Source organism: Azospirillaceae bacterium, assembly GCA_028283825.1.
Lineage (GTDB): Bacteria > Pseudomonadota > Alphaproteobacteria > Azospirillales > Azospirillaceae > Nitrospirillum.
On sequence record JAPWJW010000005.1, the window covers coordinates 448,194 to 472,777 of the forward strand.

The window sequence follows — 24,584 nt, forward strand, 5'->3', positions numbered from 1 at the left end:
GAGTTCACCCAAGTGCCTGATTTTCAAAGTTTCCGCCTGTGTCGGTTTGCGCCTGAGGCCCAAAACGGGAGGTTACGCATGACAAGTGCGCCTGACTTGCGCAGCGCCGACGGCAGCGGTTGGAAAATTGCGGTCTTATATGGGTTCGGCGTCACCGCGGCCATGGCGGTCAGCGAGGCGGTGCCGGTGTTGAGTTCCATCGCCCGGGAATTCCATCCCCCCTCCCATGCCGCCGTGGGGGCGGTGCTGTCGCTGCCGTCGCTGATCGTGGCGCTGGGCGCCCTGTTCGTGGGCTGGCTGGTCGACCGGTTCGGGGACAAGCCCTTCATCTTCGCCGGCGCCATCCTGGCCGCCCTGGGCGATGGCGTGTCGGCCCTGGCGCCCAGCCTGAACGTGCTGTTCGTGGGCCGTGTCATCTCCGGCGTCGGTTACGTCCTGGTGGCCATCGCTGCCGTCACCATGCTGGTGCGTGTGACGGCCGGCCCGCGCCGGCGCTTCGCGCTGGCCCTATGGTCCAGCTTCGTGCCCATGAGTTTCATCGTGCCCTTCCTGGCGGCCGGCCTGATCCAGGCCTCGGGCTCCTGGCGCTGGGCCTTCGGCGGCCATGCCATCCTGCTGCTGCTGTTCGTCGCCATCGGCGTGCCGGCGCTGCGCCGGGCCCAGCCGGCGCCCACTGGGGTGCTGCCGTCGCGCACGGCGGGGCTGAAGGCGGTGTTGCGCTCCCCCTGGCCCTATGCCCTGGGCATCTCCTTCGGGGCGGACGCCGCCTTGCAGACCGGCATCATGGCCGTGCTGGCCCCCTATCTGGCCAAGCGGTATGGCGTGTCGGAGGTGTTGGCCCAGAACTGCAACGTGGTGGCCATGGCGGTGAACATCGCCGGTTGCCTGCTGGTGGGCGTGCTGATCAACCGCCGGGTTCCGGCCTGGCTGATCGGTGCCGTGGGCACCATCGTCACCGGCGCCGGGGCCGCCGCGATCTTCGCCGCCGACCTGGGTTTTGAGGGTGCGGTCGCGGCCAGTTGGGTCTTCACCTTCGGCAGTGGCCTGCTGGTCGGCATGTGGGCCCTGCTGCCCGTCTGCGCCCCGTCGCCCAGCAGTGCCGGCGCCACCAGCGGCCTGGTCACGCAGATCACGCTGATGGGCGTCCTGGCCGGCGCGCCGCTGGCCTTCTCCGCCATGGCCGCTCCCACGCCCGGCCCCATGCTGACCTTCATCGGCCTCAGCCTGCTGATCAACCTGGCGGGCCTGCCGGTGTGGCTGCGCGCCACCGCCCTGCACGCCGCCCCGGCGACGGCACCCGGCCTGCGCGACGTGCCGGCCCCCACCCGCGACGGCAGCAGCACCTCCTCCCGCAGCCGGATCGAGCCATTGACCCGGCCGGAGGCCACCCGATGAAGCTCTGCCGCTTCCTGCATCAGGGCAGCCCCCGCTTTGGCCGGGTGGAGGGGGAGGTGATCGTGCCGCTGGACGGCACCTTCGCCGATGGTTGGCGGGAGGGGGGCGGCGCCGTCGCCCTGTCCGGCACCACCCTGCTGGCCCCGTCCATCCCCAACACCTTCTTCTGCGCCGGCCTGAATTATACCGGCCACATCCAGGCGGCCGCCGCCAAGGGTTACCAGGCCGCCAAGGTGCCGACGCGGCCCGACATCGGCTATCGCGCCAACAACGCCCTTTCCGGCCATCTGGCCGACATCGTCCGGCCCGCCGACATGGAGGGCAATTTGGAATATGAGGGCGAACTGGTGGCCGTCATCGGCCGGCCCCTGCGTCACGCCAGCCGGAATGAGGCGCAGGCCGGCATCTTCGGCTGGACGGTAGGCAACGACGTCAGCGCGCGGCAGTGGCAGCGCAGCGACCGCACCTTCTGGCGCGGCAAGAACGCCGACACCTTCAAGCCCATGGGCCCATGGATCGAGACCGACTTCGATCCCGCCGGCGCCCGCACGCGGGTGATCATCAACGGCGTGCAGTCCAGCGAGTACGGCACCGATTCCATGATCTTCAGCGCCGTCGACTTCATCGTCGAGATCACCCGCTACATCACCATGGTGCCGGGGGACATCCTCTGGCTGGGCACCGACGCCACCCACGCCATGAACGTGGGCGATCTGGTGGAGGTCGAGGTGACGGGTCTGGCCACCCTGGCCAACCGGGTCGTGGCGGAAAAGTAAGCAATGCCTGCCGGCGGATACCGGTGCCCGCCGACTGAGGGACGTATTAGGGAGAAAGTAATGAGCAACAAACCCCATTCGATTCACCACGTGAACTTCCCCATGCGCGACCGGGAAACCACGAAGGAATGGTACTGCAAGGTGTTCTCGATGAAGTGGGTCGATCCCAAGAGCAACACCGACGTGCTGCTGCTGACCCGGGGCGGGTTCGACCTGCATTTCACGCCGGTGCCGGAGGACCAGTGGCACCGCATGGCGCCGTCGCACTTCGCCATCGAGGTGGAGGATTGGGACGGCTTCCTGGCCCATCTGAATGAGCTGAAGGTGCGCCACAGCATGACGGTGGAGCGGCCGCAGAACAACTCCCGCTACTGCTACATCGCCGACCCGAACGGCCACACCATCGAGCTGACCTACCACGGCAAGCTGCACACCGAAGCCTCGGTGAAGATGGAAGGCTGACCCAGCCATTTCTTTTCGTCGCCTGGCCGCCATGCCCGTTCGCCACCCGCACATTGGAACATTTGGATGAGCATTACCCATCAAGAGGCGAAGCTACTTGTCGCCGCAGCCCAGCAAAAGGCCGAGGCCATTGGCAAGCCCATCACCGTGGTGGTGGTGGATGCCGGCGGCTTCATCGTCGTCAGCGAACGCCTGGACGGCGCCCGGCCGCTGACCCCCAGCATCGCGGCCAGCAAGGCCTACACCGCCGCCGTGATGCAGCGCCCCACCAACATGCTGAAGCAATGGTGCAAGACCCAGCCGGAGTTCTTCGCCCAGGTGTCCACCATGGGCCACCTGCCCATCGTCGCCACCGACGGCGGCCTGACCCTGCGCCGGGGCGGCCCCATCCTGGGTGGCATCGGCATCTCCGGCGGCACCGGCGATGAGGACCAGCAGATCGCCGAGGCCACGCTGGCCGAGCTGGGTTACGACCTGAACTTCGCCGAATGGAACAGCTTGCGCAAGTGACGCGCGGATGAAGGGGAGGGCCGCATCATGGCCAACAACTACACCTATCATGCCGACATCATCGGCGCGCTGATCCCACCGGAGATTGCCGAGGCGCCGTCATCCGCCACGGTGGATGAGTGGGTCAAACGCGCCCTGATCGTGCAGCGCGCCGCCGGATTGGCCGTCGTCACCGACGGTGAATATCGCCGCCATGGCCTGGCCGAGGCGCTGCTGCAACGCGGCCTGACCGATCAACCGCCCGCCCTGGTGGATGAGGAGGGCGCCTTCCTGCTGCGCGCCACCAATTTGGGCGTCAAGGTTTCGCTGCCCTCGCCCGCATCGGCCCTGCACCAATTGGCGCACAAGGCGGGACCTGGCTTCGATGCGGCTGCCGCGCAGGCGGCTCTGGCCAAGGCCTACGCCGGTGAGATCGACGGCCTGCTGGCGGCGGGCATCGCCTACATCCAGTTCAACGGCTCCGCCTACGCCAAGCTGCTGGACGATGAATCCAAGCCCGGCGCGCTGGACGCCATCAAAACGGCCGCCGCCTTCGACGCGGCGGTGCTGGGCGCCGTCACGCGGCCGGACAAGGCCCGCATCGGCTTTCGCATCGGCCGCCCCGGTCCCAACCCGCGCTGGCCCACGGGTGTGGTGCCGGAGGGCCTGCAAACGCTGTTCAACCTGCCGGTTGACCGCCTGCTGCTGGACATCGGCTGCACAGATGCCGACTTCGGTTTCCTGGCGGCGGTGCCGGCCGACAAGCTGGTGGTGGTGGGCCTGATCGACAGCACCAGGCAGCAGCTGGAAGAGCAGGACATTGTGCTGGAGGCCATCGACCGCGCGGCGGCGGCGGTGGGTGATGGCCTGCGCCTGGCGCTCAGCCCCCGTGGCGGCTTTCAGCGCGACAGCGGCCTGACCTGGGACGACCAGCGCCGCAAGCTGGAACTACTGGTGGACATCACCCTGCGCTGGTGGGGCTTCGCGATGTGATTGGCCGCCTTAGAGCGGAACGCGATCAGGTGGAATCACCTGATCGCGTTCCGCTCTATCATGAACAGCTTTAGAGCAAGATGCGATCATGCCTGATCGCATCTTGCTCTAACCGGCGGATGGGGAAGGGGCTTTCCGGTGTCCAGCTGGAAAGCCCCTTTGCTTTACAGAACCGGTGCTTCGGCCCCGAAGGCTGCGATCTCGCTCACCAGGCCGGTCACAGCCAGGCGCACCAGGTCGCCGCCCTTTTCCGGGGTGGCCAGGGCGGGGTCGGAGCCCATGCGGCCGTCGGGATGGCGGGCGCGGAAGTCCAGGGCCTCGCGGATGGGGCCGGAACCGGCGATCTGCGGCGTGTAGGTCGCACTCTTGATGGCGTCGGGGTAGGCCCACTGGGTGACGGCGATTTCCGACGGAGTGGCGTGGCTGCCGTGGCCCACCGGGAACTGGCGCTGCGCCAGGGCGTTGACGCCCGGCAGATCCCACCAGTTGCGCAGCTTGCAGGCGAAGCCGGCGGGGCGGCGGGCGAAGCTGGCCTCGGCATACAGTTCGGAGAAGGCGGCCTCGATGGTGGCGATGTTGCCGCCATGGCCGTTCAGGAAATAGATGCGCTGGAAACCGTGGCCGGCCAGCGACCGCACCCAATCGCCGATGGCGGCCATGAAGGTGGAGGGGCGCAGACTGATGGTGCCGGGGAAACCCAGATGGTGCTGGGCCATGCCGATGTTGAAGGTGGGGCCCACCAGGATGTCGGCGCCCGACTTGTGCGCCTCATGCGCGATGATTTCCGGGCACAGCCAGTCGGTGCCCAGCAGGCCGGTGGGGCCGTGCTGCTCATTGGAGCCGATGGGGATGACGATCGCCTTGGACCGTTCCAGGAATTGGCCGACTTCGGCCCAGGTCGACAGGTGCAACAGCATGGGGATGGTTCCTCGGGGACAGCCCTATGAAGTGGGCTTTCATGCCCGCACCATAAAGACCCCTATGCCCAAAGGCACTGGAAACCGCTACCAGGCCGCACGCTGCGCCTGCACGTCGTCGGCGATCATGGCGCCGATGGGCAGGGCCGAGGTGGCGGCGGGTGAGGGGGCGTTGCAGACGTGGATGCACCGCGCCGTCTTCTTCAGCAGGAAGTCGTGCACCAGGGTGCCGTCGCGCATCACCGCCTGGGCGCGGATGCCGGCCTCCTGTGGCAGCAGATCATCCACCGTCAGCGAGGGACAATACTTCCGGCAGGCCTCCAGGTAGCCCCGGATCATCAGGGAGTTCTTCATTTCGGTGAGGCCGGAGCGGAAATTGTTGGCGATCACCCGCCAGAATCCGGGGAAGGCCAGCATGCGCGCCACGTCGGCGACATCGACGGCGAACTTCGGATAGCGCTGGCGCGCCAGGCTCAGCACCGCGTTGGGGCCGACGGTGATGCCGCCGTCGATCATGCGTGTCAGGTGGATGCCCAGGAAGGGCAGGTCCGGGTCGGGAATGGGGTAGATCAGGGCGTTGATCAGGCCGGCGCGTTCGGCCGGCAGGCGGAAGTATTCGCCGCGAAAGGGCACGATCTGGAAGTCGGTCTCCAGCCCCGCGGCCTCCACGATGCGGTCGGCCTGGGCACCGGCGCAGGCGATAAGCTGGCGGGCGGTGTGGGTGCCGGTGGCGGAATGCACCACGACGGCGCCCGGCGTCTCCTCGATCCGCGTCACCCGCGCGTTGCGCATCACCTGGCCGCCACCCTGGGTGATGCGGGCGGCCAGCGCCGCACCCACCTGCTTGTAATCGACGATGCCGGTGGCGCTGACGTGGATGGCGCCCAGGCCGATGATGTTGGGTTCCGCCTCGCGCAGTTCATCGGCCCCCATCAGGCGGCAGTCGATGCCGTTCTGCCGCGCCCGGCCGAACAGGGCCTGCATGCGCTCCAGTTCCAGGGGGTTGGTCGCCACCAGCAGCTTGCCGCAGGTGATGACGGGAATACCGTTCTCGGCACAAAAGGCCTTGGTCGCCTCCGCCCCTGCCTTGCACAGCATGGCCTTCAGGCTGCCCGGCGCGTAATAGACGCCGGCATGGATGACGCCGCTGTTGTGGCCGGTCTGGTGCCGGCACAGGCTGTCGTCCTGTTCCAGCACCACCAGTTCACAGCCTGGAAACCGTTCCATCAGCGTGTAGGCGGTGGCGAGGCCGACGATGCCCCCGCCGACGATGCAAAAGTCCAGCATGGTAACCCTGGGTCCAAGGCGGCCCGCACCCGGGGCCGGGGGAACGATTAGGGCAGCCGGGTGCCCGCGCGTTAAGGCCCCTTGTCGTGAATGACAAGGTCACCCTCCGTGATCAATCCACCACCCGTCAGGCTTGACGGGTTAGTCCAGCGGATGGGTGCGGAACCACTGCACCAGGAACTTGACGAAGACGCGCACCTTTTCCGGGGTGGCGTCGCCGGGGGCGAAGGCGGCATAGAACGGGCGCTCGGGGATGCTCTCGTTGGGTAGCACGGCCACCAGGCTGCCGTCGCTCAAGTCCTTCTCCACCATGTGGAAAGGGATCAGGCCCACGCCCAGGCCGCTTTTCACCGCCTTGCTCAACACCAGATAGGTGTTGGAGGCGAAGGCGATCTGGCCCTTCACCCGCACGGTCTTGCCATCTTCCGTCAGGTCCCAATGCTGGTCTTCCGACTGGGTGACGCAGGGCAGGTTCTGCAGGTCCTTGGCCTTCGCCGGCTGGCCCGTGTTTCTCGATGAAGGCGGGGGAGGCCACCAGCGCGTAGCGGATGGCCGCGATCTTGCGCACCTTGACCAGGGAATTGGGGATGCGCCGGGTCTGCAAGGCCACGTCATAACCGCGCTCGATGAAATCGTAGGTCTTGCGCGACATGCCGCCCAAATTCATCTCCACGGAGATGCGCGGGTATTCCTGGCAGAAGGCGACGACGGCGTCGGCCACGTCCAGCGACCCGATCCACTTGGGCACGATGATGGACAACTGCCCGGCCGGCTCGGCGATGCGTTGGGAGATCTGTTTCTCGACGCCCGACACCTCTTCCAGGATGCGCTGGCAGAACTGGTAATAGGAACTGCCGGCCTCCGTCAGGCTGACGGACCGGGTGGTGCGGACCAGCAACCGCGTGGCCAGGTGGTTTTCCAGGTCCGATATCTGGCGGGACACCAGCGCCCGTGAGATGCGCAGGGAATGGGCGGCTTCGGTGAAGCTGCCCTGTTTCACGACCTGCACGAAGGTCGTCATCGTGCCGAAAAGATCCATCGCCATCCTGCCGCTTGAGAGACGGGTATCAGCCCGCTTCCGGTTGTCGTTCGCGTGTGATCAGCATTGGGCGGGCCCTTTTTCGGGCCTGGCGCGCTCATCCCCCTATCGCTTTTTTTATGTGCCGGCGGCCCGTGGTCATGGGCCGTAAGCGATTGCGATATAATTGGAATGAGTGATGGCGGTGGCACTGTCAAGCGGCATCGCCGGCCCACCGGCGGCCCGATAAAAAAGCCCCCGCCGGGAAGGGCGGGGGCAGTATGGGACGTGCCAAGAAAGACGCGAAAAGCGGGGCCGCTCCTGTGGCCCCGCATCTTCAAAAGCCACGGGCGGCCAGCTGTGTGTGCCGGACCTCCGGTGTGCCGTCGAAGAAGTCGCCGACCAGGGCGCGCCAGGTGGCCCAGCGGCCGGATGCCTTGAAGTCCACGGTGTGGTTTTCCAGCGTGTTCCACTCGATCAGCAGGTAGAAACGCGACGGCTGTTCGATACAGCGTTCCAGCCGCAGGCTGCGGCAGCCGGCGGCGTCCCTGAACACCGTCGCCACCGCCCCGGTGGCGGCGGTCAGGAAGGCATCTTCCTGCCCGGCCTTGATGTCGAAACGGGCGATTTCCAGGATCATGGCAGGGCCACGCCATTGTCGGCCGCCGCCTTTTCCAGCTGGGCCCACAGCTTGGGCCGCACGGTCAGGCCGCTGGCCGACCGTGCCTTCAGGGTGCGGCCGCCGCGCTCACCCGGTACCAGGATCTCCGTGCCCTCATCCGCGCGGGGCAGGCCCTTGATGGCCAGGATGGCGGCATCGATGGCGGCGCGATAGCCCGCCGGCTCCCGGAACGCCGCGATGTCCACGGCGATCAGCGACGCGTTCTGGCGGTGCTTGCGCCCGCCCGGCGCCTTCTCATGGAAGGGCGCCACGATGGCGTTGTCGGTCAGTACGCTGGTCAGGAACTCGAACATCAGCGACATGCCCGATCCCTTGGCGCCGGCCATGGGGGTGGGGATGGCGGCCACGGCCGGATCGGTGGTGGGCTCGCCCTCCTTGGTGGTCGCCGCCCCCTCGGGCAGGGGGATGCCCTTTTGCAGGTGCTGGGCGATGCGGCCCAGGGCGATGGTGGCGGTCGCCATGTCCAGCAGCACGGTGCCGTGGTCGGACGAAGGTACCGCGATGGCCAACGGGCTGGTGGCGACGGCCGCCCCCTTGACGCCGGTGTAGCCCATGTTGGGCATGCCGGCGACGATGGCGATGCCGATCAGGCCGGCCTGGGCCGCCTGGTCGGCATAGTGGCCGACGGCGCCGGTGTGCACCGTGCCACGCACCGACACCCAGCCCACGCCGGCCTCCTTCGCGATGTCGATGGCGCGGCGCATGCCCAGGGTCATGGCGACGGGGCCGGGTGCGCCGTCGGCGTGCACGATGGCGGTGGCGGCGCGCGGCTGTTCGATGCGCAGATCGGCACGGGCGTTGGCCTCCCCTGAGTCCAACAGCTCCAGATAGCGCGGCACGCGCCCCAGGCCGTGGGATTCCACGCCGCGCAGTTCCGCCCACACCAGGGCGTCGGCGATGATCGCCGACCACTCCGCATCCAGGCCCTTGGCTTTGAAAAGACCGGCGACGAAGGTCTTAAGGTCGGCGGCGGGGATGGTCTTGTTCTGGTCCGACATGTTCCGTGGACTCCCGATTAACCTGGAAGGGTGTAGGCGGTCTTGACCGTGGTGTAGAACTCCACCGCGTAACGGCCCTGCTCACGCGCGCCGTAGCTGGAGTTGCGGCGGCCGCCGAAGGGGGCGTGGTAATCGACGCCTGCGGTGGGCAGGTTGACCATGACCATCCCGGCCTTGCTGGCGCGCTTGAAGTGTGAGGCGTACTTCAGGCTGGTGGTGCAGATGCCGGACGACAGGCCGAATTCGGTGTCGTTGGCGGTGGCCAGCGCCTCTTCATAGTCGGCCACCTGGATCACGGCGGCCACGGGCCCGAAAATCTCTTCCTGGGCGATGCGCATGCTGTTGCGCACGCCGGTGAACAGGGCCGGGCTGAGGTAGAAGCCGGGCTCGGCCAACTCCAGCCGCTGGCCGCCGGTGACCAGTTCCGCCCCTTCCTCCCGCCCCAGCGCCACGTAGCGCAAATCCTGCTCCAGCTGCTTGGCATCGACCACCGGGCCGATGTGGGTCGCCGGATCCAGGGCGTTGCCGACCTTCAGCTGGGCCATGCGCGCCACCACCCGCTCCACGAAGTGGTCATGGATCCCCCGGGTGACGATCAGGCGGGAGGAGGCGGTGCAGCGCTGCCCGGTGGAGAAGAAGGCGCCGTTGACCGCCACCTCCACCGCCACGTCCAGGTCGGCGTCGTCCAGCACCACCAGCGGGTTCTTGCCGCCCAGTTCCGTCAGCACCTTTTTCATCGGGTTGGCGGTCACACAGCCCTTGGCGATGTGCCGGCCGGTGGCGACGGAGCCGGTGAAACTGATGGCGTTGATGTCGGAGCTGGCCACCATGGCCTCGCCGATGACGCGACCGGCGCCGAACACCGTGTTGAACACGCCGGCCGGCAGGCCGCTGTCGGCGATGATCCGGGTCAGCAGCAGGCTGGTGGCCGGCACCACCTCCGCCGGCTTGAACACCACGGCGTTGCCGTAGGCCAGGGCCGGTGCCACTTTCCATGCCGGGATGGCGATGGGGAAGTTCCAGGGGGCGATAACGCCCGCCACGCCCACGGCCTCCCGCGTGATCTCCACCTCCACGCCCGGGCGCAATGAGGCCAGGTGTTCCCCCGGCGTGCGCAGGCATTCGCCGGCGAAGAAGGTGAAGACCTGCGAGGCGCGCACCGTCTCGGCGATGCCCTCGGCCAGGGTCTTGCCTTCCTCCCGCGCCAGCACGCGGCCGATCTCTTCCCGGCGGTCGTTCAGCGCGGCACCGATGCGTTGCAGCACGTCGTGGCGGATTTGGGGGGAGGTGGCGGCCCAGGCCGGCTGGGCGGCTTGCGCGGCCCGTGCCGCCTCTGCCACCAGATCGGCGGTGCCGGCCGGGAACAGGCCGACCGTTTCCCGCGTGTCGGACGGATTGATATCCGGAACCTGCCCGGCGCCGTCATGCCACGCGCCCGCGATGAAGTGCCGCCCGACGAGGGGCGCTTCGGTATTCATAGCAATACCCTTTCCAGTAAGTCGGTTTTCGCGACCGCGCCTCAGCGCAGCTTGTGCGAAACCCGCTTGGTCACGAGGTAGGCGTCCAGGGCCTCCGCACCGCCTTCGCGGCCATAGCCGCTTTCCTTGACGCCACCCGACGGCGCCTCGCTGACCGATCCGCCGGTGTGGTTGATCGACAGGATGCCGGCCTCCAGCCGGTCGGCCAGGGTGGCGGCGGTGGCGGCACTTTCCGTGAAGCCGTAGGCGGCCAGGCCGAAGGGCAGGCCGTTGGCGATGTCCAATGCTGTGTCCAGGTCGGTGAAGGGCACCACCGGCGCCACCGGGGCGAACGGTTCCTCCACCATGATGCGGGCGTCCAGCGGCACCCGGTCCAACACCGTGGGCTCGAAGAAGAAGCCGCGATTGCCGATGCGGTTGCCCCCAAAACGCACACGGGCGCCGCGCTCTTTTGCGTCGGTCACCAGTTGTTCGGCGGCGGCCAGGCGGCGGGCGTTGGCCAGCGGGCCCATCTTGATGCCCTCGCCAAAGCCGTCACCCACCGGCAGGCTGCGCGCCGCGTCCACAAACGCGTCCACGAAGCGGTCGTGGATGCTTTCATGCACGATGAAACGGCTGGGGGAGGTGCAGACCTGGCCGGCGTTGATGAATTTGCCGGCCGCACAGGCCTTGGCGGCGGCCACCGGGTTGGCGTCGGCGCAGACGACGACCGGGGCGTGGCCGCCCAGTTCCATGATGGCCGGCTTCATCCGCCGCGCCGCCTGTTCCGCCAGCAGCTTGCCCACGGGGATGGAGCCGGTGAACGCGACCAGCCGGATGATGGGCGACGCGATCAGGTGGGATGAGATGGCGGGCGGATCGCCGAACACCAGGTTCAAGACGCCCGCCGGCAGGCCCGCGTCGGCGAAGCAGCGCACCAGTTCCACCGCCGTGCCCGGCGTCTCCTCCGCCGACTTCAGTACCACGGAACAGCCGGCCGCCAGCGCCGCCGCGATCTTGCGCATGGGCGACCCGGCCGGGAAGTTCCACGGCACGAAGGCCGCCACCGGGCCGATGGGCTGGCGCTGCACGTACAGGCGCAGATTGGGCTCCGTCGGGATGATGCGGCCGTAGGCACGGCGCGCCTCCTCCGTATCCCATTCCAGGGTGCCGGCCACGCGCTGCGCCTCGCCGGTCGCTTCTGCCACCAGCTTGCCCTGTTCCAGGGTCATGATGCGCCCGATTTCGGCCGAGCGTTCGCGCAGGATGCGGGCGGCGGTCTTCAGGATGCGGGTGCGCTCCGCCACCGGCGTGTCGCGCCAGAGGGCGAAGCCGCGCTGGGCGGCGGCCAGGGCGCGGTCCAGGTCGGCCACGCTGGCATGCGGCACGCGGCCGATGACCTCTTCGGTCGCCGGGTTGATGACATCGGTCCAGCGCTCGGCGGTGCCGTCGGTCCAGGCGCCGTCGATGTACAGCTGGATGCGGGGATAGCGGGCGCTTGTCACGATGCCGTCTCCGGATAGACCTGCTTCAGGATCTGGTGGACGGCCGCGTTGAACACGTCCGGCATTTCCCAGTACAGCGAGTGCGGGCCGTTGGGCACGATGGTGAGGGTGGAGGCGGGCAGCAGCCGGTGCGCCTGGCGCACCGTGTCGGGGCGCAGCACGGCGTCGCGTTCCCCCGCCAGGAAGTGGATGCCGACGCCGGACGCCGCCACCTCCGCCGCCGTCGGGCCCTGGGCCTGCAGGTTGCGCAGGTCCTGCATCTTGGCGTGGTTGAAGGTGCCCATCTGCTGGAACAGGAACTTCAGCGCCGGCTGGCCGGATTGGAACTGCGGGGTCAGCAGGCGGTCGATCACCGGCAGCTTTTCCGCCTCATGCCGGTTGGCCTTCACCAGGGTGGCCAGTTCCGGGTCGCTGATCCCACCCACGGAATGGGCCAGGATGACGCCGGACACCAGATCCGGCCGGCGCAGGGCCAGGCGCAGGGCCGGGGCGGCGCCGATCGACTGGCCCAGAATGGCGCAGCGGTTGATGTCGGCGGCGGCCAGCACGGCCTCGATATCGTCGACGAAGTCCAGGCTGTCAGGGCCGCCCTCCACGGGGTCGGAATTGCCGAAACCCCGCAGGTCCACCGTCACCACCTTGTACCATTGCGACAGGTAGGCGACCTGGCGGTACCAGGCGACATGGTGGCCGCCCGATCCGTGCACGAACAGGATCGCCGGGCCGCCGCCATGCGTCTCATAATAAATCTGGGTGCCCTTGGAATTCGCGTAAGCCATTCGGCTGTCCTCCCCCTATGGCGAGCAAGACCCGTTTTTCTTGCCAGGCATGTTTGTTCTTTTAAGGTAAAGCTTACTTGTCTACGTACGCATTGACGATGGCGGTGCGGCCATCCCGGACAGCGGCGATACCGTCGCGCAGCGCATCGGCCAGGGCCTCATGCGTCGTCGCCTCGGCGGTGTACATGCCGAAAGGCTGGCCGAAGGCCTCCAGCGGCGGCTGGCTCGACAGATCCACGCCGGGGAAGTCGCCCTCCGCCTTGGACACGCCGTCCGGATAGAAGCGCAGGTGGTTCAGCTGCATCGACAGATAGCGCTTGTTGTTCAGGATGACGATCAGCACCGGCAGCTTCTGATCCCGCGCCAGCGCCAGGCCCTGGACGATGGGATTGTAGAGGAAGGACCCGTCGCCCACCGTCAGGATGACCAGATCGTCGGGCTTGGCCATCTTCACGCCCAGCGCCACGCCGATGCCCTGGCCCAGGCCGCCCTGGACGTAGAAGTAACGCTGCGGCGTTTCCCAGATCAGGTGCTGCTGCATCAGCCGGCTGTGGGTGATGGTCTCATCCACGTAGGTGGCCTGGTCGCCCACAGCATTGGCCACCGCGTCTCGCAGGCTGGCGATGGCGTGCACGGCGCTCAGCCGCTCCGCCTTGGCCGCCTGTTCCTCCGCCTTGGCGATGCGGGCGCGCAACTCGACATGGAAGGCGGCGTGCCGTTCGGCGCGGGCGACCACTGCCGCCTTGTCCGTGGGCCCGAAGGCGGCGGCCAGATCCAGGGTGTGGGCGACGTCGCCCTCCAAATACTGGTCGGCGTACAGCACCTGGTGCACGGCGGCTGGCCGCTGCGGCACCTCATCGATCACCACGGTGGTGGCGTTTTGCGGCCGGTTGGACGGCGGGTACCAGGGGGCGCGGCAGTTGACCAGCAGCACCAGGTCGGCCGTGTCCTTCAGGGCCCCGATCTCACTGCCCCGGTACAGCGGGTGGGTCTTGGGGAAGTTGCCGCAGACATTGGCCTGCGGCTCGATCACCGGGATGCCGAAGGCCTCGGCGAAGCGCACCAGGGCGTGGAAGGCATCCGGATCGCGGCCGGCGGATTCCGTCATGATGACCGGCTCATTGGCCGTCCGCAGGCGGGCCACCAGGGTCTCGATCTCCGCATCCGGGCTGACCCGCTTGCCCGCCGGCGCCACGGGGGTGGGGTGGGGCGAGGGCGTCCACGGTTCCAGCAGCACCTCCACCGGGGCGTTCAGGTAGACCGGCGCCTGCGGGCTGCGCTGCGCGATTTCGCCCGCCCGCTTCACGAATTCATACAGCGTCTCGACGCCCGGAACCTGGGACGACCATTTGACGATGTTGTCCACCAGGCCGTGCGGCCCGCCGACGACGCTGAGGTTGCGATACCATTGCGAGCCGGGGTCCACGCTTTTGCGCTCGCCATAACTGTTGCTGTCCGACGACAGCACCAGCAGGGGCAGGCCGGCCAGGTTGGCCGCGTGGATGCCGCAGGCGCCCTGCAACAACCCCGGCCCGGCATGGAGAAGGACGGCCTGCATCCGGCCGGTGACCAGCGTGTACCCAATGGCCAGATCGACGGCCAGCGTCTCATGCCAGACGTCGATATAGGCCGGCCCGGCGACGCCCACCTTGCGCTGGCGGGCCACCGCCTCCCACACCGGGGCCCATTCGGACCCCGGGGAGCAGATCACGTAGTCGAGGTTCAGGGCCCGGAATGCCTCCAGCAGCCCCTCACCACCATCCTGATACACGCGTCCTTCTGCCATCATGTGACCTTTTCAGTTTGCGGTGATCGGAACCGATCACCGCCCCTCAGGCGCCGGGCGGCGGACCTCCGTCCGCCTTGGCTCACGCGCTTGCGCGCGCGGCCGCCGTCGCGGCCGTCAAAGGGATGGTGAGCGGAACTCACCATCCCTTTGCTTACGCTGCGCGTTCGGAAAGCGGGACCTGGTCGCCGATGTCCCAGTCCAGCGTCTGGCACAGGCCCTTGCCCATCACCCACTCCAACTGGTCCGGGGTCAGGCCCAGATGCTGGGTGAAATGCTCCACCGTCTGCTTGTAGGTCAGGTGCTTGGCATCCATCAGGCGGGTCAGGTCGGTGCCCCAGAAGCAGCGCTCCGGACCCATCTTCTTGATCAGGTTCAGTACGTAGGGGTTCAGGTTGGTGTAGGGGTAGGGATGGGTGGAATAACCCGGCAGCGCCGACACCTTGACGGAGATGTTCGGGTGCTTATGCAGGTCCGCCGTCTCATCGACCCAGTAGCCGATGGCGTCGTCGACGGAGCGCGCCAGGATGCCCATGTGGTCGATGATGATCTTCAGGCCCGGGTGGCGGGCGGCGATGGCGCCCAGTTCCGCCTTCCAGATGGGGGCGTGCACCATGGTGGGGAAACCCAGTTCTTCCGCGAAGGGCCAGTACCAGTCACAGGTGCCGTCGATCATCCAGTTGCGGTCCTGGGGACGGTGGAAGGTCAGGCGCGTGCCCTTGATGCCGGGGATGGAAACCCAGTCCCGCATCATCGCCTTGGCTTCCTCCGGCTTGTCCTGCGGCACGCGGGCCATGACGCCGAAACGGTCCGGGTACTTTTCCGACGCCTCCAGGCCGTAATCGATGCGGTCGCCTTCCCACGACGGCGGGACGATGACAACGCGATCGACGCCGGCCTTGTCCATGTTCTCCAGGCACTCTTCATAGGTGAAGGGTTCCAGGCGGTGGCCGTTCAGCAGCATGCGTTCGCGCGCGCCGGGGATCCACGGGCGATCCGGAGTTTCGTCTTTCCAGATATGAACTTGGGAGTCGGCGATCAGCATAGTCTCATCCGTTTCGTTGTTATGGCAGTGGTGACATCGCTCCCGTTCATTGGTAGTCGAGGGGGCCAAGGGGGTCGAGGCGGCTTCTCGTTGAAATATTGGTGCTGATAAGTGAACAATGCCGCCGGGGCGCGGGGAAGATCGAAGGCGCGCCGGCCCTATAAAAACAGCGGCTTAGCGGCCGTTTCGATTTGCCGGTTTTGTGCGATGCACAACGAAAACTTCAGTCATCTGGCGCCAGCGTGGCGCGAATGCCGTCCAGCGCGTCGGTCAGCCGTATCTGGCAGGACAGGCGCGAGGTCGGCTGGCGGTGCTGGGACAGGCCCAACAGGCGGTCCTCCTGCGGGCTCGGCGGTGCCAAGTCCTTGAAATGGCGCCCATCCACATAGACGTGGCAGGTGCCGCACGACAGGCCGCCGCCGCACAGGCCGAAAAAGTCATCCGGTTCGCGCAGGCGGATGGCATCCAGCGCGGTGGTGCCGGCCGGCACCTCGACCGTGCCCATGCTGCCGTCGCGATGGATGACCGTCAGTCCAGGCATGAATGGTTCCCCCGATTATTGTGCGGCGCACCCTGGGTTATGGGGCCGGCAGGGTAATCCTGGCGCGGCGGCGGCCGGGGCGGAAGCCGGATCGTGCGCAACCTAATGTTCAAAGGCTGATCGTCGCCCGACAGGCTGCCCCCGCGACGCCTATATCATAACTTTATCGCGGGTCCGGGCGGTGGCCCGGCCATCAACTGATCGATCAGTGCCTGGTACAGCCGGGTGGGCCGGAACCCTTTGCGCAAGGTCAGGCCGATGGCGCGTGAGGTGTCGGCCTGCGCCTCGCACAGCAGGGCCAGGATGCCCAGATCCAGTTCCAGCTTGATCTGCCGGGGGGAGATGGGGGCGACGAAATCACTGCCCAGCAGCAGGGCGCGGGTGGCGACCAGCGATCCGCATTCCACCACCCGCGCCGGCGGCGGGCAGCCCTGGGCGGCCAGGTGGCGCTCGAATGTTTCCCGCCCGGGGGCGCCCTTGCCTGCCAGCACCCAGGTCAGGTCGGCCGGCAGGTCACGCAAGGGGCGGGGCCGGCCGCCGGGACCCAGCAGGGGGTGGCCCGGCCGCACGGCGATGGCCAGTGGGTCCTGGAAGGCCGGCACCTGCACGATGTCGTCCACTGGCGCCGGGCTGCGCAGTGCGCCGACGATGATGTCCACCTGGCCGTGCAGCAGGGCTCGCAGCTGTTCGGCATAGGGGCCGTCGATCACCCGCACCTGGGCCTCCGGATACCGCGCCAGCGTGGCGACGATGCCGTCCGGCACCCAGCCGGAACGGGACAGGGGCAGGGCGCCGATCAGCAGGGCGCCGTCCACCCGGCCCTCCAACTCGCGCGCGGCGTCCACCGCCAGGCCGATCTCGCGGCGGCAGACGTCACCGGCGCGGGCCAGCAGCCGGCCGTCCGGCGTGGCCTCACCGCTCGCCGCCCCCTGGCGCCACAGGCTGAGGCCCGTCACCGTTTCCAGGTCGCGCACCAGGCGGTGGACGTTGGGTTGCGACACGCCCAGCGACCGGGCGGCGGCCATGAAACTGCCGGCCGTCAGCAGGGCCGACAGCGCCGCCAGCTGCCGTTCGGTGATCAGCCGGCGGAAGTTGGGCGGCAGGTCAGGGTGGGCCCGGCGCCGGCGCAGCGTCGCCTCCGCCCCGTCGATGTGGGCGAAGGCCACCTCCACCCGCTGGCAGAACAGGGCGCCGGCGTCGGTGGCGTGCATGCCGCGGCTGGATCGGTGGAACAGCGGCACGCCCACCGTCCGCTCCAGCGAGGCGATGGCGGCGGTCAGGGCCGGCTGGGTGGCGCCACCCTCGGCACTGGCGCGGGTGGCGCTGCCGGAACGATGGACGGCCAGGGCGGCGTGGAGCAGGCGGAACTTCAGCATGGCGATGAACCTATAACACAGATCTATGGCGTGGCGCGCCAATCGCCGTAACGCCCGCCGCCGCCCCGGGGCTAAGGTTCGGTCAAAGTTCGAAAGGGAGAGCCCCCATGCCTGTCGTCGTCACCAACATCAAACGCCCCGCCGCCGAGGTTTGCGCCGCCCTGGAAAGTCATGGCGTGGCCACCATTCATGAGGCGCAGGGCCGCACCGGCCTGATGGACGCCGCCTTGCGCCCCATCTACCGCCCCGCCTGCATCGCCGGCCCCGCCGTCACCGTGGAACTGCCGCCCGGCGACAACTGGATGATCCATGTGGCGGTGGAACAATGCCAGCCGGGCGACGTGCTGGTCGTCTCCCCCACCTCGCCCAGCATCGATGGTTATTTCGGCGACCTGCTGGCCACCTCACTGAAGGCGCGGGGGGTGAAGGGGCTGATCATCAATGCCGGCATCCGCGACGTCGCGACCCTGACCGCCATGGGTTTCCCCGCCTGGTCCAAGGCCATCTACGCCCGCGGCTGCGTGCGCGCCAACCTGGGCAACGTCAATATGGCGGTGGTCTGCGCCGACCAGCTGGTGCACCCGGGCGATGTCATCGTCGCCGATGATGACGGCGTCTGCGTCGTGCCGCGCGACCAGGCCGCCGCCGTGGCGGAAAAGGCCGCCGCCCGTGCCGCGTCGGAGGAGGCGCGGCGCCTGCGGTTCCAGAACGGCGAGCTGGGCCTGGACATCTATGACATGCGCGAGACCCTGCGCGCCAAGGGCCTGGTCTATGTCGACCAGAAGGATTTGTGAGCCATGCCGCTGAAAGCCATCCGGTGCGGCGTCTATCGCGGCGGCACGTCCAAGGGGCTGTTCTTCCTGGCGGATGACCTGCCGGCCGACACCACCGCGCGCGACGCGATCCTGCTGCGCGCGCTGGGGTCGCCCGACCCGCGCCAGATCGACGGCATGGGCGGCGCCCATCCCCTGACCTCCAAGGTCGCGGTGGTCGGACGCTCCAACCGGCCGGACACGGACGTGGATTACCTGTTCCTGCAGATCTTCCCGGACAAGTCCATCGTGACTGACCAGCAGAACTGCGGCAACATCCTGGCGGCCGTCGGTCCCTTCGCCATAGAGCAAGGCCTGATGGCGCCACAGGGCGATGTCACCAGCGTCCGCATCCATCTGGTCAACACCAGCAGCAGCGCCGTCGCCTATGTCCAGACCCCCGGCGGGGTGGTGGAGTATGAGGGCGACGCCCGCATCGATGGCGTGCCCGGCACCGCCGCCCCCATCCCCATCGATTTCCTGGACGTTGCCGGGTCCAGCTGCGGCGCCCTGCTGCCCACCGGCCGGCCGCTGGACGTCATCGACGGCGTGCCGGTCACCCTGATCGACAACGGCATGCCGGTCATCGTCGTCAAGGCGTCCGATTTGGGCAAGACGGGGTACGAAAGCCCGGCAGAACTTGAGGCCGATGGGGACTTGGTGGCGCTGGTGGAACGCATCCGCCTGGCCGCCGGCCCGCTGATGAACCTGGGCGACGTGGGGCCCAAGTCGGTGCCCAAGATCTCCCTGGTGGCGCCGGCGCGCGACGGCGGCACCTTGTGTACCCGCACCTTCATCCCCCACCGGGTGCATGAGGCCATCGGCGTGTTCGGTGCCGTCAGCGTCGCCACCGCCGCTGTGCTGGACGGCACGGTGGCCAGCGACCTGCTGTCCGCCACGGTGTCGGGCACCGTCAATCTGGAGGTCGAGCACCCCACCGGTTTCTTCACCGTTTGCATGGACGTGGCGGACGAGGGGGCGGAACGCCGCATCCAGCGCTCCGCCCTGCTGCGCACGGCGCGCAAGCTGATGTCCGGCGAGGTTTACGTGCCGCAAGGAGGGCTACTGCCATGACCGTGTCGCGTATCGCCCTGATCGGCTTTGGCGAGGTCGGCCAGGCCCTGGCGCCGGCCCTGAACGGTGGCGGGGCCCGCGAAGTGAGGGTCTACGATCGGCTGTTCGACGATCCCCAGGCGCCCTGCCGCCTGGCCGCCGACCGTCTGCCCGTCGTCCCCTGTGCCACCCTGGCGGCGGCGCTGGATGGCGCTGATTTGGTGATCTCCGCCGTCACGGCGGCGCAGACCAGCCTGGTAGCGGGGCAGGTGGCCGCCACCTTGGCGCCCGGTGCCTGGTTCATGGACCTGAACTCCGCTTCGCCCACGCAAAAGATCGTGGCGGCCGACGCCATCGCCGCCGTGGGCGGGCGGTATGTCGAGGTGGCGGTGATGTCGCCCATCGACCCGCAGGGCATCACTTCACCCATGCTGCTGGGCGGCCCGTTCGCGCAAGCCTTCGAGCCGGTGGCCCATGTGTTGGGTTTCGCCGGCGCTCGCTTCTACAGTGCCGTGCCCGGCCAGGCGGCGGCCACCAAGCTGTGCCGCAGCGTCCTGATCAAGGGCATGGAGGCGCTGGTGGCTGAGGCCTTCCTGGCCGCCCGCCATTACGGGGTGGAGGACACCATCTTGAAAAGCCTGGGCAACCTGCTGCCCCACCCCGACTGGCCGGCGCATGCACGCTACATGCTGTCGCGCGCCCTGCAGCATGGCGCGCGCCGGGCGGAAGAGATGGAAGAGGCGGCGGCCACCGTCGCCGCCGCCGGCCTGGAACCGCGCATGGCCAGCGCCACGGTGGGCGTCCAGCGCTGGGCCGCCGGTTTCGGCCACGCGGCATCCGATACCGACCTGCACACCATGCTGGACAGCGTCCGGCGCGATATCGACCCCGAGGAGCATGCGGGATGAGCGTAGAAAAGCCCCTGATCATCGATTGCCACGGCCATTACACCACCGCACCCGCAGCGTTGAATCGCTTCCGTGACACGCAATTGGCCCATTTCAAGGACCCGACCCTGCCGGCCCCGGCGGGCGTGACAGTCAGCGACGATGAAATCCGCGAGACCATCGAGACCAACCAACTGAAGCTGCTGCGCGACCGTGGTGCCGACATGACCATCTTCAGCCCGCGCGCCTCTGCCATGGCGCACCATGTGGGCGATGGCGGGGTGTCCATGCGCTGGACGGTGGAATGCAACGACCTGATCAAGCGCGTGGTCGACCTGTACCCGGAAAACTTCATCGGCGTCTGCCAGCTGCCGCAGTCGCCGGGCACCGACCTGAAGTCCTCCATCGCGGAGCTTGAGCGCTGTGTCGCCATGGGTTTCGTCGGCTGCAACCTGAACCCGGATCCGTCGGGGGGGCACTTCAACGCCCCGCCGCTGTACGACAAATACTGGTACCCCTTCTTTGAGAAGATGGTGGAACTGGACGTGCCGGCCATGATCCACGTGTCGGGGTCGTGCAACCATGCCTTCCACGCCACCGGCGCCTATTACATCAGCGCCGACACCACCGCCTTCATGCAGTTCATCGAAGGTGACCTGTTCCGTGACTTCCCCGGGCTGCGCCTGATCATCCCGCACGGCGGCGGGGCGGTGCCCTATCACTGGGGCCGGTATCGCGGCCTGGCCGACATGCTGAAGAGGCCCTTGCTGGCCGACCATGTGATGAAGAACGTCTACTTCGACACCTGCGTCTACCACCAGCCCGGCATCGACCTGCTGTTCGAGGTGATCGAGCTGAAGAACATCCTATTCGGATCGGAAATGGTCGGTGCCGTGCGCGGCATCGATCCCGAGACGGGTTTCCACTTCGACGACACCAAGCGCTACATCGACGCGCTGGGCCTGTCGGCCGAGGACCGCTACGCCATCTACGAAGGCAACGCCCGGCGGGTCTATCCCCGGCTGGGCGCCTTCCTGAACAGCCGGGGCCTGTGACCTTGGGAGGTTGTCGCCGGAGGATCATTGCCCGGTGGCAATAAGGACGGCGGTGGGCGGCGGAGCAGTTGCGCCGCCCACTTCATGCCGTGGAGCTTGTTCCAAAACAGACCGGCTGGATTGTTTGTTGCCATCCCGCTACTCTGCCGCCCGACAGGGCCGCCGGCTGGCGGGAAACAGGGCTTTTGGGAACACACATGGACAACGCCACCCGTTCGGAACGCACCCGTGCCGCCGCCATCCAGTCGGCGCTGGCGATCATTGCGCGCGACGGGCCGGGGCGGCTGACACTGGACGCCATCGCGCGGGAAAGCGGCATCAGCAAGGGCGGGCTGATGCACCAGTTCCGCACCAAGCAGGCGGTGCTTGAGGCCCTGGTGGAACACCAGATGTCCCATTTCGATGCGGTTGGGCGGGCGTTCCACCAGACACTCGGTCCGGATCAGCCTGAGGCCAGTCTGCTGACCCAGATCGCCGTTTCCCGTGAGGTGGCCGCCAACAACAGTCCCATCGCCTTCGCCATCATCGGGGCGCTGGCCGAGGATCCTGGCTTGCTGGCCCCCAGTCGTGAGTCCAGCGCGCTCAAACTCGACGCCGTTCGGGAGGAGGCTGCCGATCCCGACCTGGCCGTGCTGCGCTGGGCCGCGTCCATGGGGCTGGCGCTGACATCGCTGTTCGGCATGAATCCTTTGCCGGCGGAGGAACAGCGGCGCCTGTTCGACCGGTTGATGGACGGCCGGCAGTGGGCGCCTTTGGGAAAGGGGACGTCCCCGGCCAAAGGTGCGGCCTAGGCGCCTTCCAAGACCGATTACCTGGATGAGCCCTTGCCGGTCATTGCGCACCGGACATGGCAGCTTTTCTCGGGCTTCTTAAAAACCGACTAGACGGTTTGTTTTTAGGATGGCACTGTACGGACATCGGATGGGGATGAACCGGCGCCGGGATCGGCTGCCGTGACACCCCACTGAAACCGACCCTTGATGGAGTATCCAGATGTTGAAGGTGATCAAGCCGCCCTATTGGGCGGCGCTGGCGGCGTGCGCCTTGTTGGCGGGGTGCGGCAGTGTGGAGCCGGTGGCGTACCGCGACCTGCCGTCCGCCTCATACCTGCGGCCGGATCCGAAGGATGACACCGGGCACGTCCCCTATCGTTATTCCACGCCGGTGGACTGGCGGGCCTATTCCAAGGTGATCGTCGATCCCGTCGCCATCTATTACGGCGCCGACAGTCAGTTCGGCGACATGGACGAAAAGGACAAGGTCGAACTGGCGGACTATATGCAGGCGGAGTTCCGCAAGAAGCTGGCGACCCATTTCCAGATCAGCGGGGCGCTGGAGCCCGGGACCCTGCGCGTCAAGCTGACCCTGACCGGGGCCGCCGCCACCACGCCCGTCCTGGGCCCGCTGTCGCACTTCGACATCGCCGGTGGCCTGTACAACGGCGTGCAGGCCGTGCGGGGCGGGGAGGGGATGATCAGCGGTTCCGTCGTGTACGCCGTGGAGATCTATGATGCGGCGACATCCCGACTGCTGTCCGCCTACATCACCAAGCAATATCCCGGCGCCATGAACATCGGCGCCAGCTTCGGTTCCTTGGGCGCCGCCAAGACCGGCATAGAGAAGGGGGCGGACTCCCTGCTGGAACAACTAGGTGGGCAGACTTAAGGGCGGCTTTGGATTTGGTGGGCCCGCTGCATAACTTGACCGCGGGCCCGTCGAAACCAGACCATCCAGAAAAAATATGCCGGTGCGCCGAAGGTAGAGTCCGTCCCGAACTTGCTACGGAAGGACCTTCGATGCGCGTCTCCCGTCTTCCCTTGCTGGCTCTGGCCATCACCTTGGGCATTGCGGCGCCCGCATTCGCCCAGGATGCGCCGGTGCTGAGCCCCGTCACCTTGCCGGGCCCGGTCACGGTGGATCACAGCGGGACCTTCGGTGGCAGGAAGGTGGCTTATCAGTCGGTGGTGGAGGCCATCGACGTGAACGACGGGGCGGGCAAACCGGACGCGCGGCTGGTCGCCACCTCCTACATCGCCAAAGGGGGCATGGACGCCAGGCGGCCGGTGCTGTTCGTCTTCAACGGCGGCCCCATCGGCGCCAGCGCGCCGCTGCATATGGGCGCCTTTGGCCCCAAGCGCGTGGCGGTGCCGGACGACATCAATGCCGATCCGTCCACCTTCAGGCTGGTGGACAATGTCTATACCCCGCTGGACGTGGCCGACGTGGTGGTGTTCGATCCCGCCAATACCGGCTACAGCCGCACGCTGCCGGGTGTCGCACCTGAAACCCAGTTCTCCAACGTCGCGGACGCCCGCCAACTGGCCCAGTTGGTCCTGGCCTGGCGCCGCATCCACGGCCGCCCCGAGGCGCCCGTCTATCTGGTGGGCGAAAGCTACGGCACCATGCGGGCGGTGGAGGCGGCGGACCAGTTGCAGGCGGCGGGCGACCCGGTGGCCGGCATCTTCCTTTTGGGCCAGGCGGTGAACATCATCGAATACGCGCAGCGCCCCAACAACATCATCAGCTACGCCGTCTCGCTGCCCACGCTGGCGGCGGTGGCGTGGAGCCATGACAAGGTGGCGCGCCAAGGGCGCACCTTTGAGGGCTTTGTGAAAGAGGCGCAGGCCTATGGCGCCGGCGAATACCTCACGGTGCTGTTCCAGGGCGATACGGCCGCACCAGAGCGCATGGCGGCGGTGGCGGCCAAGTTGCAGGACTTCACCGGCGTGCCGGCCGCGGAGTTCCTGAAGCGCCGGCTGAAGCTGACCAAGAACGACTTCCTGCGCCTGCTGGTCCCCGGCCAGACGCTGGACAGCTACGACGCCCGCTACACCGTGCCGGCCGGACAGCCCATGGCGCTCTACGCCTCCCGCTTTGAGCCGGAGATGGTGGGTTATTTCCAATCCTTCCTGAAGGTGCCTGCCGCCGCCGGTACCTATTCCCTGGCCAACCCGGCGGAAGCCGCGTTCGAAAGCTGGGAATGGGCGAAAAACAAGACGCCTTTCTTCGACTGGCCCTATGTCGGCCAGTTGAAGGCGATGATGGACAAGAACCCGAAGATGCGGCTGTACGTCGCCAACGGCTATTTCGACACCCAGACCACCATCGGCGCCATGGACTACCTGGCGTCGCAGTCGGGCCTGCCGCGCGACCGGGTGCGGACGGCGGACTTCGCCGGCGGCCACATGTTCTATACGGTGGAGGCCAGCCTGAAGGCTTTCATGGACGATGTGCGGCGCGTGGTCACTGCAAATTAAATTAATTAACTTTC

The 24,584-nt window shown here is 67.6% G+C and carries 25 protein-coding genes; 13 read left to right on the forward strand and 12 right to left on the reverse strand.

The genetic code is table 11. From position 1 onward, the window contains the following. Window positions 1-78 precede the first annotated feature (78 nt). The 5 genes from PW843_28590 to PW843_28610 all read left to right on the forward strand — a co-directional run bounded on the left by PW843_28590 (window position 79) and on the right by PW843_28610 (window position 4,115). Window positions 79-1,395, forward strand: coding sequence for an MFS transporter (locus tag PW843_28590; GenBank protein MDE1150525.1), 1,317 nt, complete (start codon window positions 79-81; stop codon window positions 1,393-1,395). Beyond that, window positions 1,392-2,171 carry a fumarylacetoacetate hydrolase family protein gene (locus PW843_28595; GenBank protein MDE1150526.1) on the forward strand — a complete coding sequence of 260 codons (780 nt, stop codon included), beginning with the start codon at window positions 1,392-1,394 and terminating at the stop codon, window positions 2,169-2,171. The genes PW843_28590 and PW843_28595 overlap by 4 nt, the downstream gene beginning before the upstream one ends. Before the next feature lie 60 nt (window positions 2,172-2,231). Continuing rightward, window positions 2,232-2,633, forward strand: a complete 402-nt coding sequence (locus tag PW843_28600; protein MDE1150527.1) for a VOC family protein — start codon at window positions 2,232-2,234, stop codon at window positions 2,631-2,633. Between the two features lie 66 nt (window positions 2,634-2,699). Beyond that, complete coding sequence (locus PW843_28605; GenBank protein ID MDE1150528.1) at window positions 2,700-3,143, forward strand: heme-binding protein; 444 nt, start codon at window positions 2,700-2,702, stop codon at window positions 3,141-3,143. A gap of 27 nt (window positions 3,144-3,170) precedes the next feature. Beyond that, window positions 3,171-4,115 (forward strand): hypothetical protein, encoded by a 945-nt coding sequence (locus PW843_28610; GenBank protein ID MDE1150529.1) that lies wholly within the window; start codon window positions 3,171-3,173, stop codon window positions 4,113-4,115. Window positions 4,116-4,279: 164 nt separating this feature from the next. On the opposite strand, the gene PW843_28615 is transcribed toward PW843_28610, so the two are convergent. The 3 genes from PW843_28615 to PW843_28625 form a co-directional block, all read right to left on the reverse strand. Further along, window positions 4,280-5,032 (reverse strand): creatininase family protein, encoded by a 753-nt coding sequence (locus tag PW843_28615; GenBank protein MDE1150530.1) that lies wholly within the window; start codon window positions 5,030-5,032, stop codon window positions 4,280-4,282. 87 nt (window positions 5,033-5,119) lie between these two features. Beyond that, window positions 5,120-6,319: an L-2-hydroxyglutarate oxidase gene (gene lhgO, locus PW843_28620; protein MDE1150531.1), complete on the reverse strand. Its 1,200-nt coding sequence runs from the start codon at window positions 6,317-6,319 to the stop codon at window positions 5,120-5,122. Window positions 6,320-6,460: 141 nt separating this feature from the next. Further along, a complete protein-coding gene (locus PW843_28625) occupies window positions 6,461-6,901 on the reverse strand; it encodes a LysR substrate-binding domain-containing protein (GenBank protein MDE1150532.1) in 441 nt (146 codons plus the stop codon). Between PW843_28625 and PW843_28630 the strand changes: the two genes are divergently transcribed. Further along, complete coding sequence (locus PW843_28630) at window positions 6,804-7,274, forward strand: hypothetical protein (protein MDE1150533.1); 471 nt, start codon at window positions 6,804-6,806, stop codon at window positions 7,272-7,274. The two genes, PW843_28625 and PW843_28630, sit on opposite strands and share 98 nt — an antisense overlap. A gap of 400 nt (window positions 7,275-7,674) precedes the next feature. Here the strand turns inward: PW843_28630 and PW843_28635 are convergent, their stop codons facing one another. From PW843_28635 to PW843_28675, 9 genes are all read right to left on the reverse strand, one after another. After that, complete coding sequence (locus PW843_28635) at window positions 7,675-7,977, reverse strand: antibiotic biosynthesis monooxygenase (protein ID MDE1150534.1); 303 nt, start codon at window positions 7,975-7,977, stop codon at window positions 7,675-7,677. Further along, on the reverse strand, window positions 7,974-9,017 hold the full coding sequence (locus tag PW843_28640; GenBank protein MDE1150535.1) for an Ldh family oxidoreductase: 1,044 nt from the start codon (window positions 9,015-9,017) through the stop codon (window positions 7,974-7,976). The genes PW843_28635 and PW843_28640 overlap by 4 nt, the downstream gene beginning before the upstream one ends. A 17-nt stretch (window positions 9,018-9,034) precedes the next feature. Further along, window positions 9,035-10,495 (reverse strand): aldehyde dehydrogenase family protein, encoded by a 1,461-nt coding sequence (locus PW843_28645; protein ID MDE1150536.1) that lies wholly within the window; start codon window positions 10,493-10,495, stop codon window positions 9,035-9,037. A 41-nt stretch (window positions 10,496-10,536) separates the two neighbouring features. Further along, window positions 10,537-11,979 (reverse strand): NAD-dependent succinate-semialdehyde dehydrogenase, encoded by a 1,443-nt coding sequence (locus tag PW843_28650; protein ID MDE1150537.1) that lies wholly within the window; start codon window positions 11,977-11,979, stop codon window positions 10,537-10,539. Further along, window positions 11,976-12,758, reverse strand: coding sequence for an alpha/beta hydrolase (locus PW843_28655; protein MDE1150538.1), 783 nt, complete (start codon window positions 12,756-12,758; stop codon window positions 11,976-11,978). The genes PW843_28650 and PW843_28655 overlap by 4 nt, the downstream gene beginning before the upstream one ends. Before the next feature lie 73 nt (window positions 12,759-12,831). Then, window positions 12,832-14,547 (reverse strand): thiamine pyrophosphate-binding protein, encoded by a 1,716-nt coding sequence (locus PW843_28660; GenBank protein ID MDE1150539.1) that lies wholly within the window; start codon window positions 14,545-14,547, stop codon window positions 12,832-12,834. A 151-nt stretch (window positions 14,548-14,698) separates the two neighbouring features. After that, window positions 14,699-15,589, reverse strand: coding sequence for an amidohydrolase family protein (locus tag PW843_28665; GenBank protein ID MDE1150540.1), 891 nt, complete (start codon window positions 15,587-15,589; stop codon window positions 14,699-14,701). Window positions 15,590-15,812: 223 nt separating this feature from the next. After that, the gene (locus tag PW843_28670) at window positions 15,813-16,130 is read right to left on the reverse strand and encodes a 2Fe-2S iron-sulfur cluster-binding protein (GenBank protein MDE1150541.1); all 318 of its coding nucleotides are present in this window, start codon (window positions 16,128-16,130) and stop codon (window positions 15,813-15,815) included. Window positions 16,131-16,285: 155 nt separating this feature from the next. Continuing rightward, window positions 16,286-17,506, reverse strand: a complete 1,221-nt coding sequence (locus tag PW843_28675; GenBank protein ID MDE1150542.1) for a LysR family transcriptional regulator — start codon at window positions 17,504-17,506, stop codon at window positions 16,286-16,288. 107 nt (window positions 17,507-17,613) lie between these two features. Between PW843_28675 and PW843_28680 the strand changes: the two genes are divergently transcribed. The 7 genes from PW843_28680 (at window position 17,614) to PW843_28710 (ending at window position 24,570) form a co-directional block, all read left to right on the forward strand. Beyond that, window positions 17,614-18,300 carry a 4-carboxy-4-hydroxy-2-oxoadipate aldolase/oxaloacetate decarboxylase gene (locus PW843_28680; GenBank protein ID MDE1150543.1) on the forward strand — a complete coding sequence of 229 codons (687 nt, stop codon included), beginning with the start codon at window positions 17,614-17,616 and terminating at the stop codon, window positions 18,298-18,300. 3 nt (window positions 18,301-18,303) lie between these two features. Next, on the forward strand, window positions 18,304-19,392 hold the full coding sequence (locus tag PW843_28685; GenBank protein MDE1150544.1) for a 4-oxalomesaconate tautomerase: 1,089 nt from the start codon (window positions 18,304-18,306) through the stop codon (window positions 19,390-19,392). After that, window positions 19,389-20,279: a DUF1932 domain-containing protein gene (locus PW843_28690; GenBank protein ID MDE1150545.1), complete on the forward strand. Its 891-nt coding sequence runs from the start codon at window positions 19,389-19,391 to the stop codon at window positions 20,277-20,279. Before PW843_28685 ends, PW843_28690 begins: the two co-directional genes overlap by 4 nt. Then, a complete protein-coding gene (locus PW843_28695; GenBank protein ID MDE1150546.1) occupies window positions 20,276-21,313 on the forward strand; it encodes an amidohydrolase family protein in 1,038 nt (345 codons plus the stop codon). The genes PW843_28690 and PW843_28695 overlap by 4 nt, the downstream gene beginning before the upstream one ends. Window positions 21,314-21,510: 197 nt before the next feature. After that, on the forward strand, window positions 21,511-22,104 hold the full coding sequence (locus tag PW843_28700) for a TetR/AcrR family transcriptional regulator (GenBank protein ID MDE1150547.1): 594 nt from the start codon (window positions 21,511-21,513) through the stop codon (window positions 22,102-22,104). A gap of 202 nt (window positions 22,105-22,306) precedes the next feature. Continuing rightward, window positions 22,307-22,978 (forward strand): DUF3313 domain-containing protein, encoded by a 672-nt coding sequence (locus PW843_28705; protein MDE1150548.1) that lies wholly within the window; start codon window positions 22,307-22,309, stop codon window positions 22,976-22,978. Between the two features lie 131 nt (window positions 22,979-23,109). Further along, on the forward strand, window positions 23,110-24,570 hold the full coding sequence (locus tag PW843_28710; protein MDE1150549.1) for a peptidase S10: 1,461 nt from the start codon (window positions 23,110-23,112) through the stop codon (window positions 24,568-24,570). Window positions 24,571-24,584: the final 14 nt, after the last annotated feature.

Coding starts and splice junctions, on each gene's coding strand:
- PW843_28590 (MDE1150525.1), top strand. CDS start 79: ATGACAAGTGCGCCTGACTTGCGCAGCGCCGACGGCAGCGGTTGGAAA.
- PW843_28595 (MDE1150526.1), top strand. CDS start 1,392: ATGAAGCTCTGCCGCTTCCTGCATCAGGGCAGCCCCCGCTTTGGCCGG.
- PW843_28600 (MDE1150527.1), top strand. CDS start 2,232: ATGAGCAACAAACCCCATTCGATTCACCACGTGAACTTCCCCATGCGC.
- PW843_28605 (MDE1150528.1), top strand. CDS start 2,700: ATGAGCATTACCCATCAAGAGGCGAAGCTACTTGTCGCCGCAGCCCAG.
- PW843_28610 (MDE1150529.1), top strand. CDS start 3,171: ATGGCCAACAACTACACCTATCATGCCGACATCATCGGCGCGCTGATC.
- PW843_28615 (MDE1150530.1), bottom strand. CDS start 5,032: ATGCTGTTGCACCTGTCGACCTGGGCCGAAGTCGGCCAATTCCTGGAA.
- lhgO (MDE1150531.1), bottom strand. CDS start 6,319: ATGCTGGACTTTTGCATCGTCGGCGGGGGCATCGTCGGCCTCGCCACC.
- PW843_28635 (MDE1150534.1), bottom strand. CDS start 7,977: ATGATCCTGGAAATCGCCCGTTTCGACATCAAGGCCGGGCAGGAAGAT.
- PW843_28640 (MDE1150535.1), bottom strand. CDS start 9,017: ATGTCGGACCAGAACAAGACCATCCCCGCCGCCGACCTTAAGACCTTC.
- PW843_28645 (MDE1150536.1), bottom strand. CDS start 10,495: ATGAATACCGAAGCGCCCCTCGTCGGGCGGCACTTCATCGCGGGCGCG.
- PW843_28655 (MDE1150538.1), bottom strand. CDS start 12,758: ATGGCTTACGCGAATTCCAAGGGCACCCAGATTTATTATGAGACGCAT.
- PW843_28660 (MDE1150539.1), bottom strand. CDS start 14,547: ATGATGGCAGAAGGACGCGTGTATCAGGATGGTGGTGAGGGGCTGCTG.
- PW843_28665 (MDE1150540.1), bottom strand. CDS start 15,589: ATGCTGATCGCCGACTCCCAAGTTCATATCTGGAAAGACGAAACTCCG.
- PW843_28670 (MDE1150541.1), bottom strand. CDS start 16,130: ATGCCTGGACTGACGGTCATCCATCGCGACGGCAGCATGGGCACGGTC.
- PW843_28675 (MDE1150542.1), bottom strand. CDS start 17,506: ATGCTGAAGTTCCGCCTGCTCCACGCCGCCCTGGCCGTCCATCGTTCC.
- PW843_28680 (MDE1150543.1), top strand. CDS start 17,614: ATGCCTGTCGTCGTCACCAACATCAAACGCCCCGCCGCCGAGGTTTGC.
- PW843_28685 (MDE1150544.1), top strand. CDS start 18,304: ATGCCGCTGAAAGCCATCCGGTGCGGCGTCTATCGCGGCGGCACGTCC.
- PW843_28690 (MDE1150545.1), top strand. CDS start 19,389: ATGACCGTGTCGCGTATCGCCCTGATCGGCTTTGGCGAGGTCGGCCAG.
- PW843_28695 (MDE1150546.1), top strand. CDS start 20,276: ATGAGCGTAGAAAAGCCCCTGATCATCGATTGCCACGGCCATTACACC.
- PW843_28700 (MDE1150547.1), top strand. CDS start 21,511: ATGGACAACGCCACCCGTTCGGAACGCACCCGTGCCGCCGCCATCCAG.
- PW843_28705 (MDE1150548.1), top strand. CDS start 22,307: ATGTTGAAGGTGATCAAGCCGCCCTATTGGGCGGCGCTGGCGGCGTGC.
- PW843_28710 (MDE1150549.1), top strand. CDS start 23,110: ATGCGCGTCTCCCGTCTTCCCTTGCTGGCTCTGGCCATCACCTTGGGC.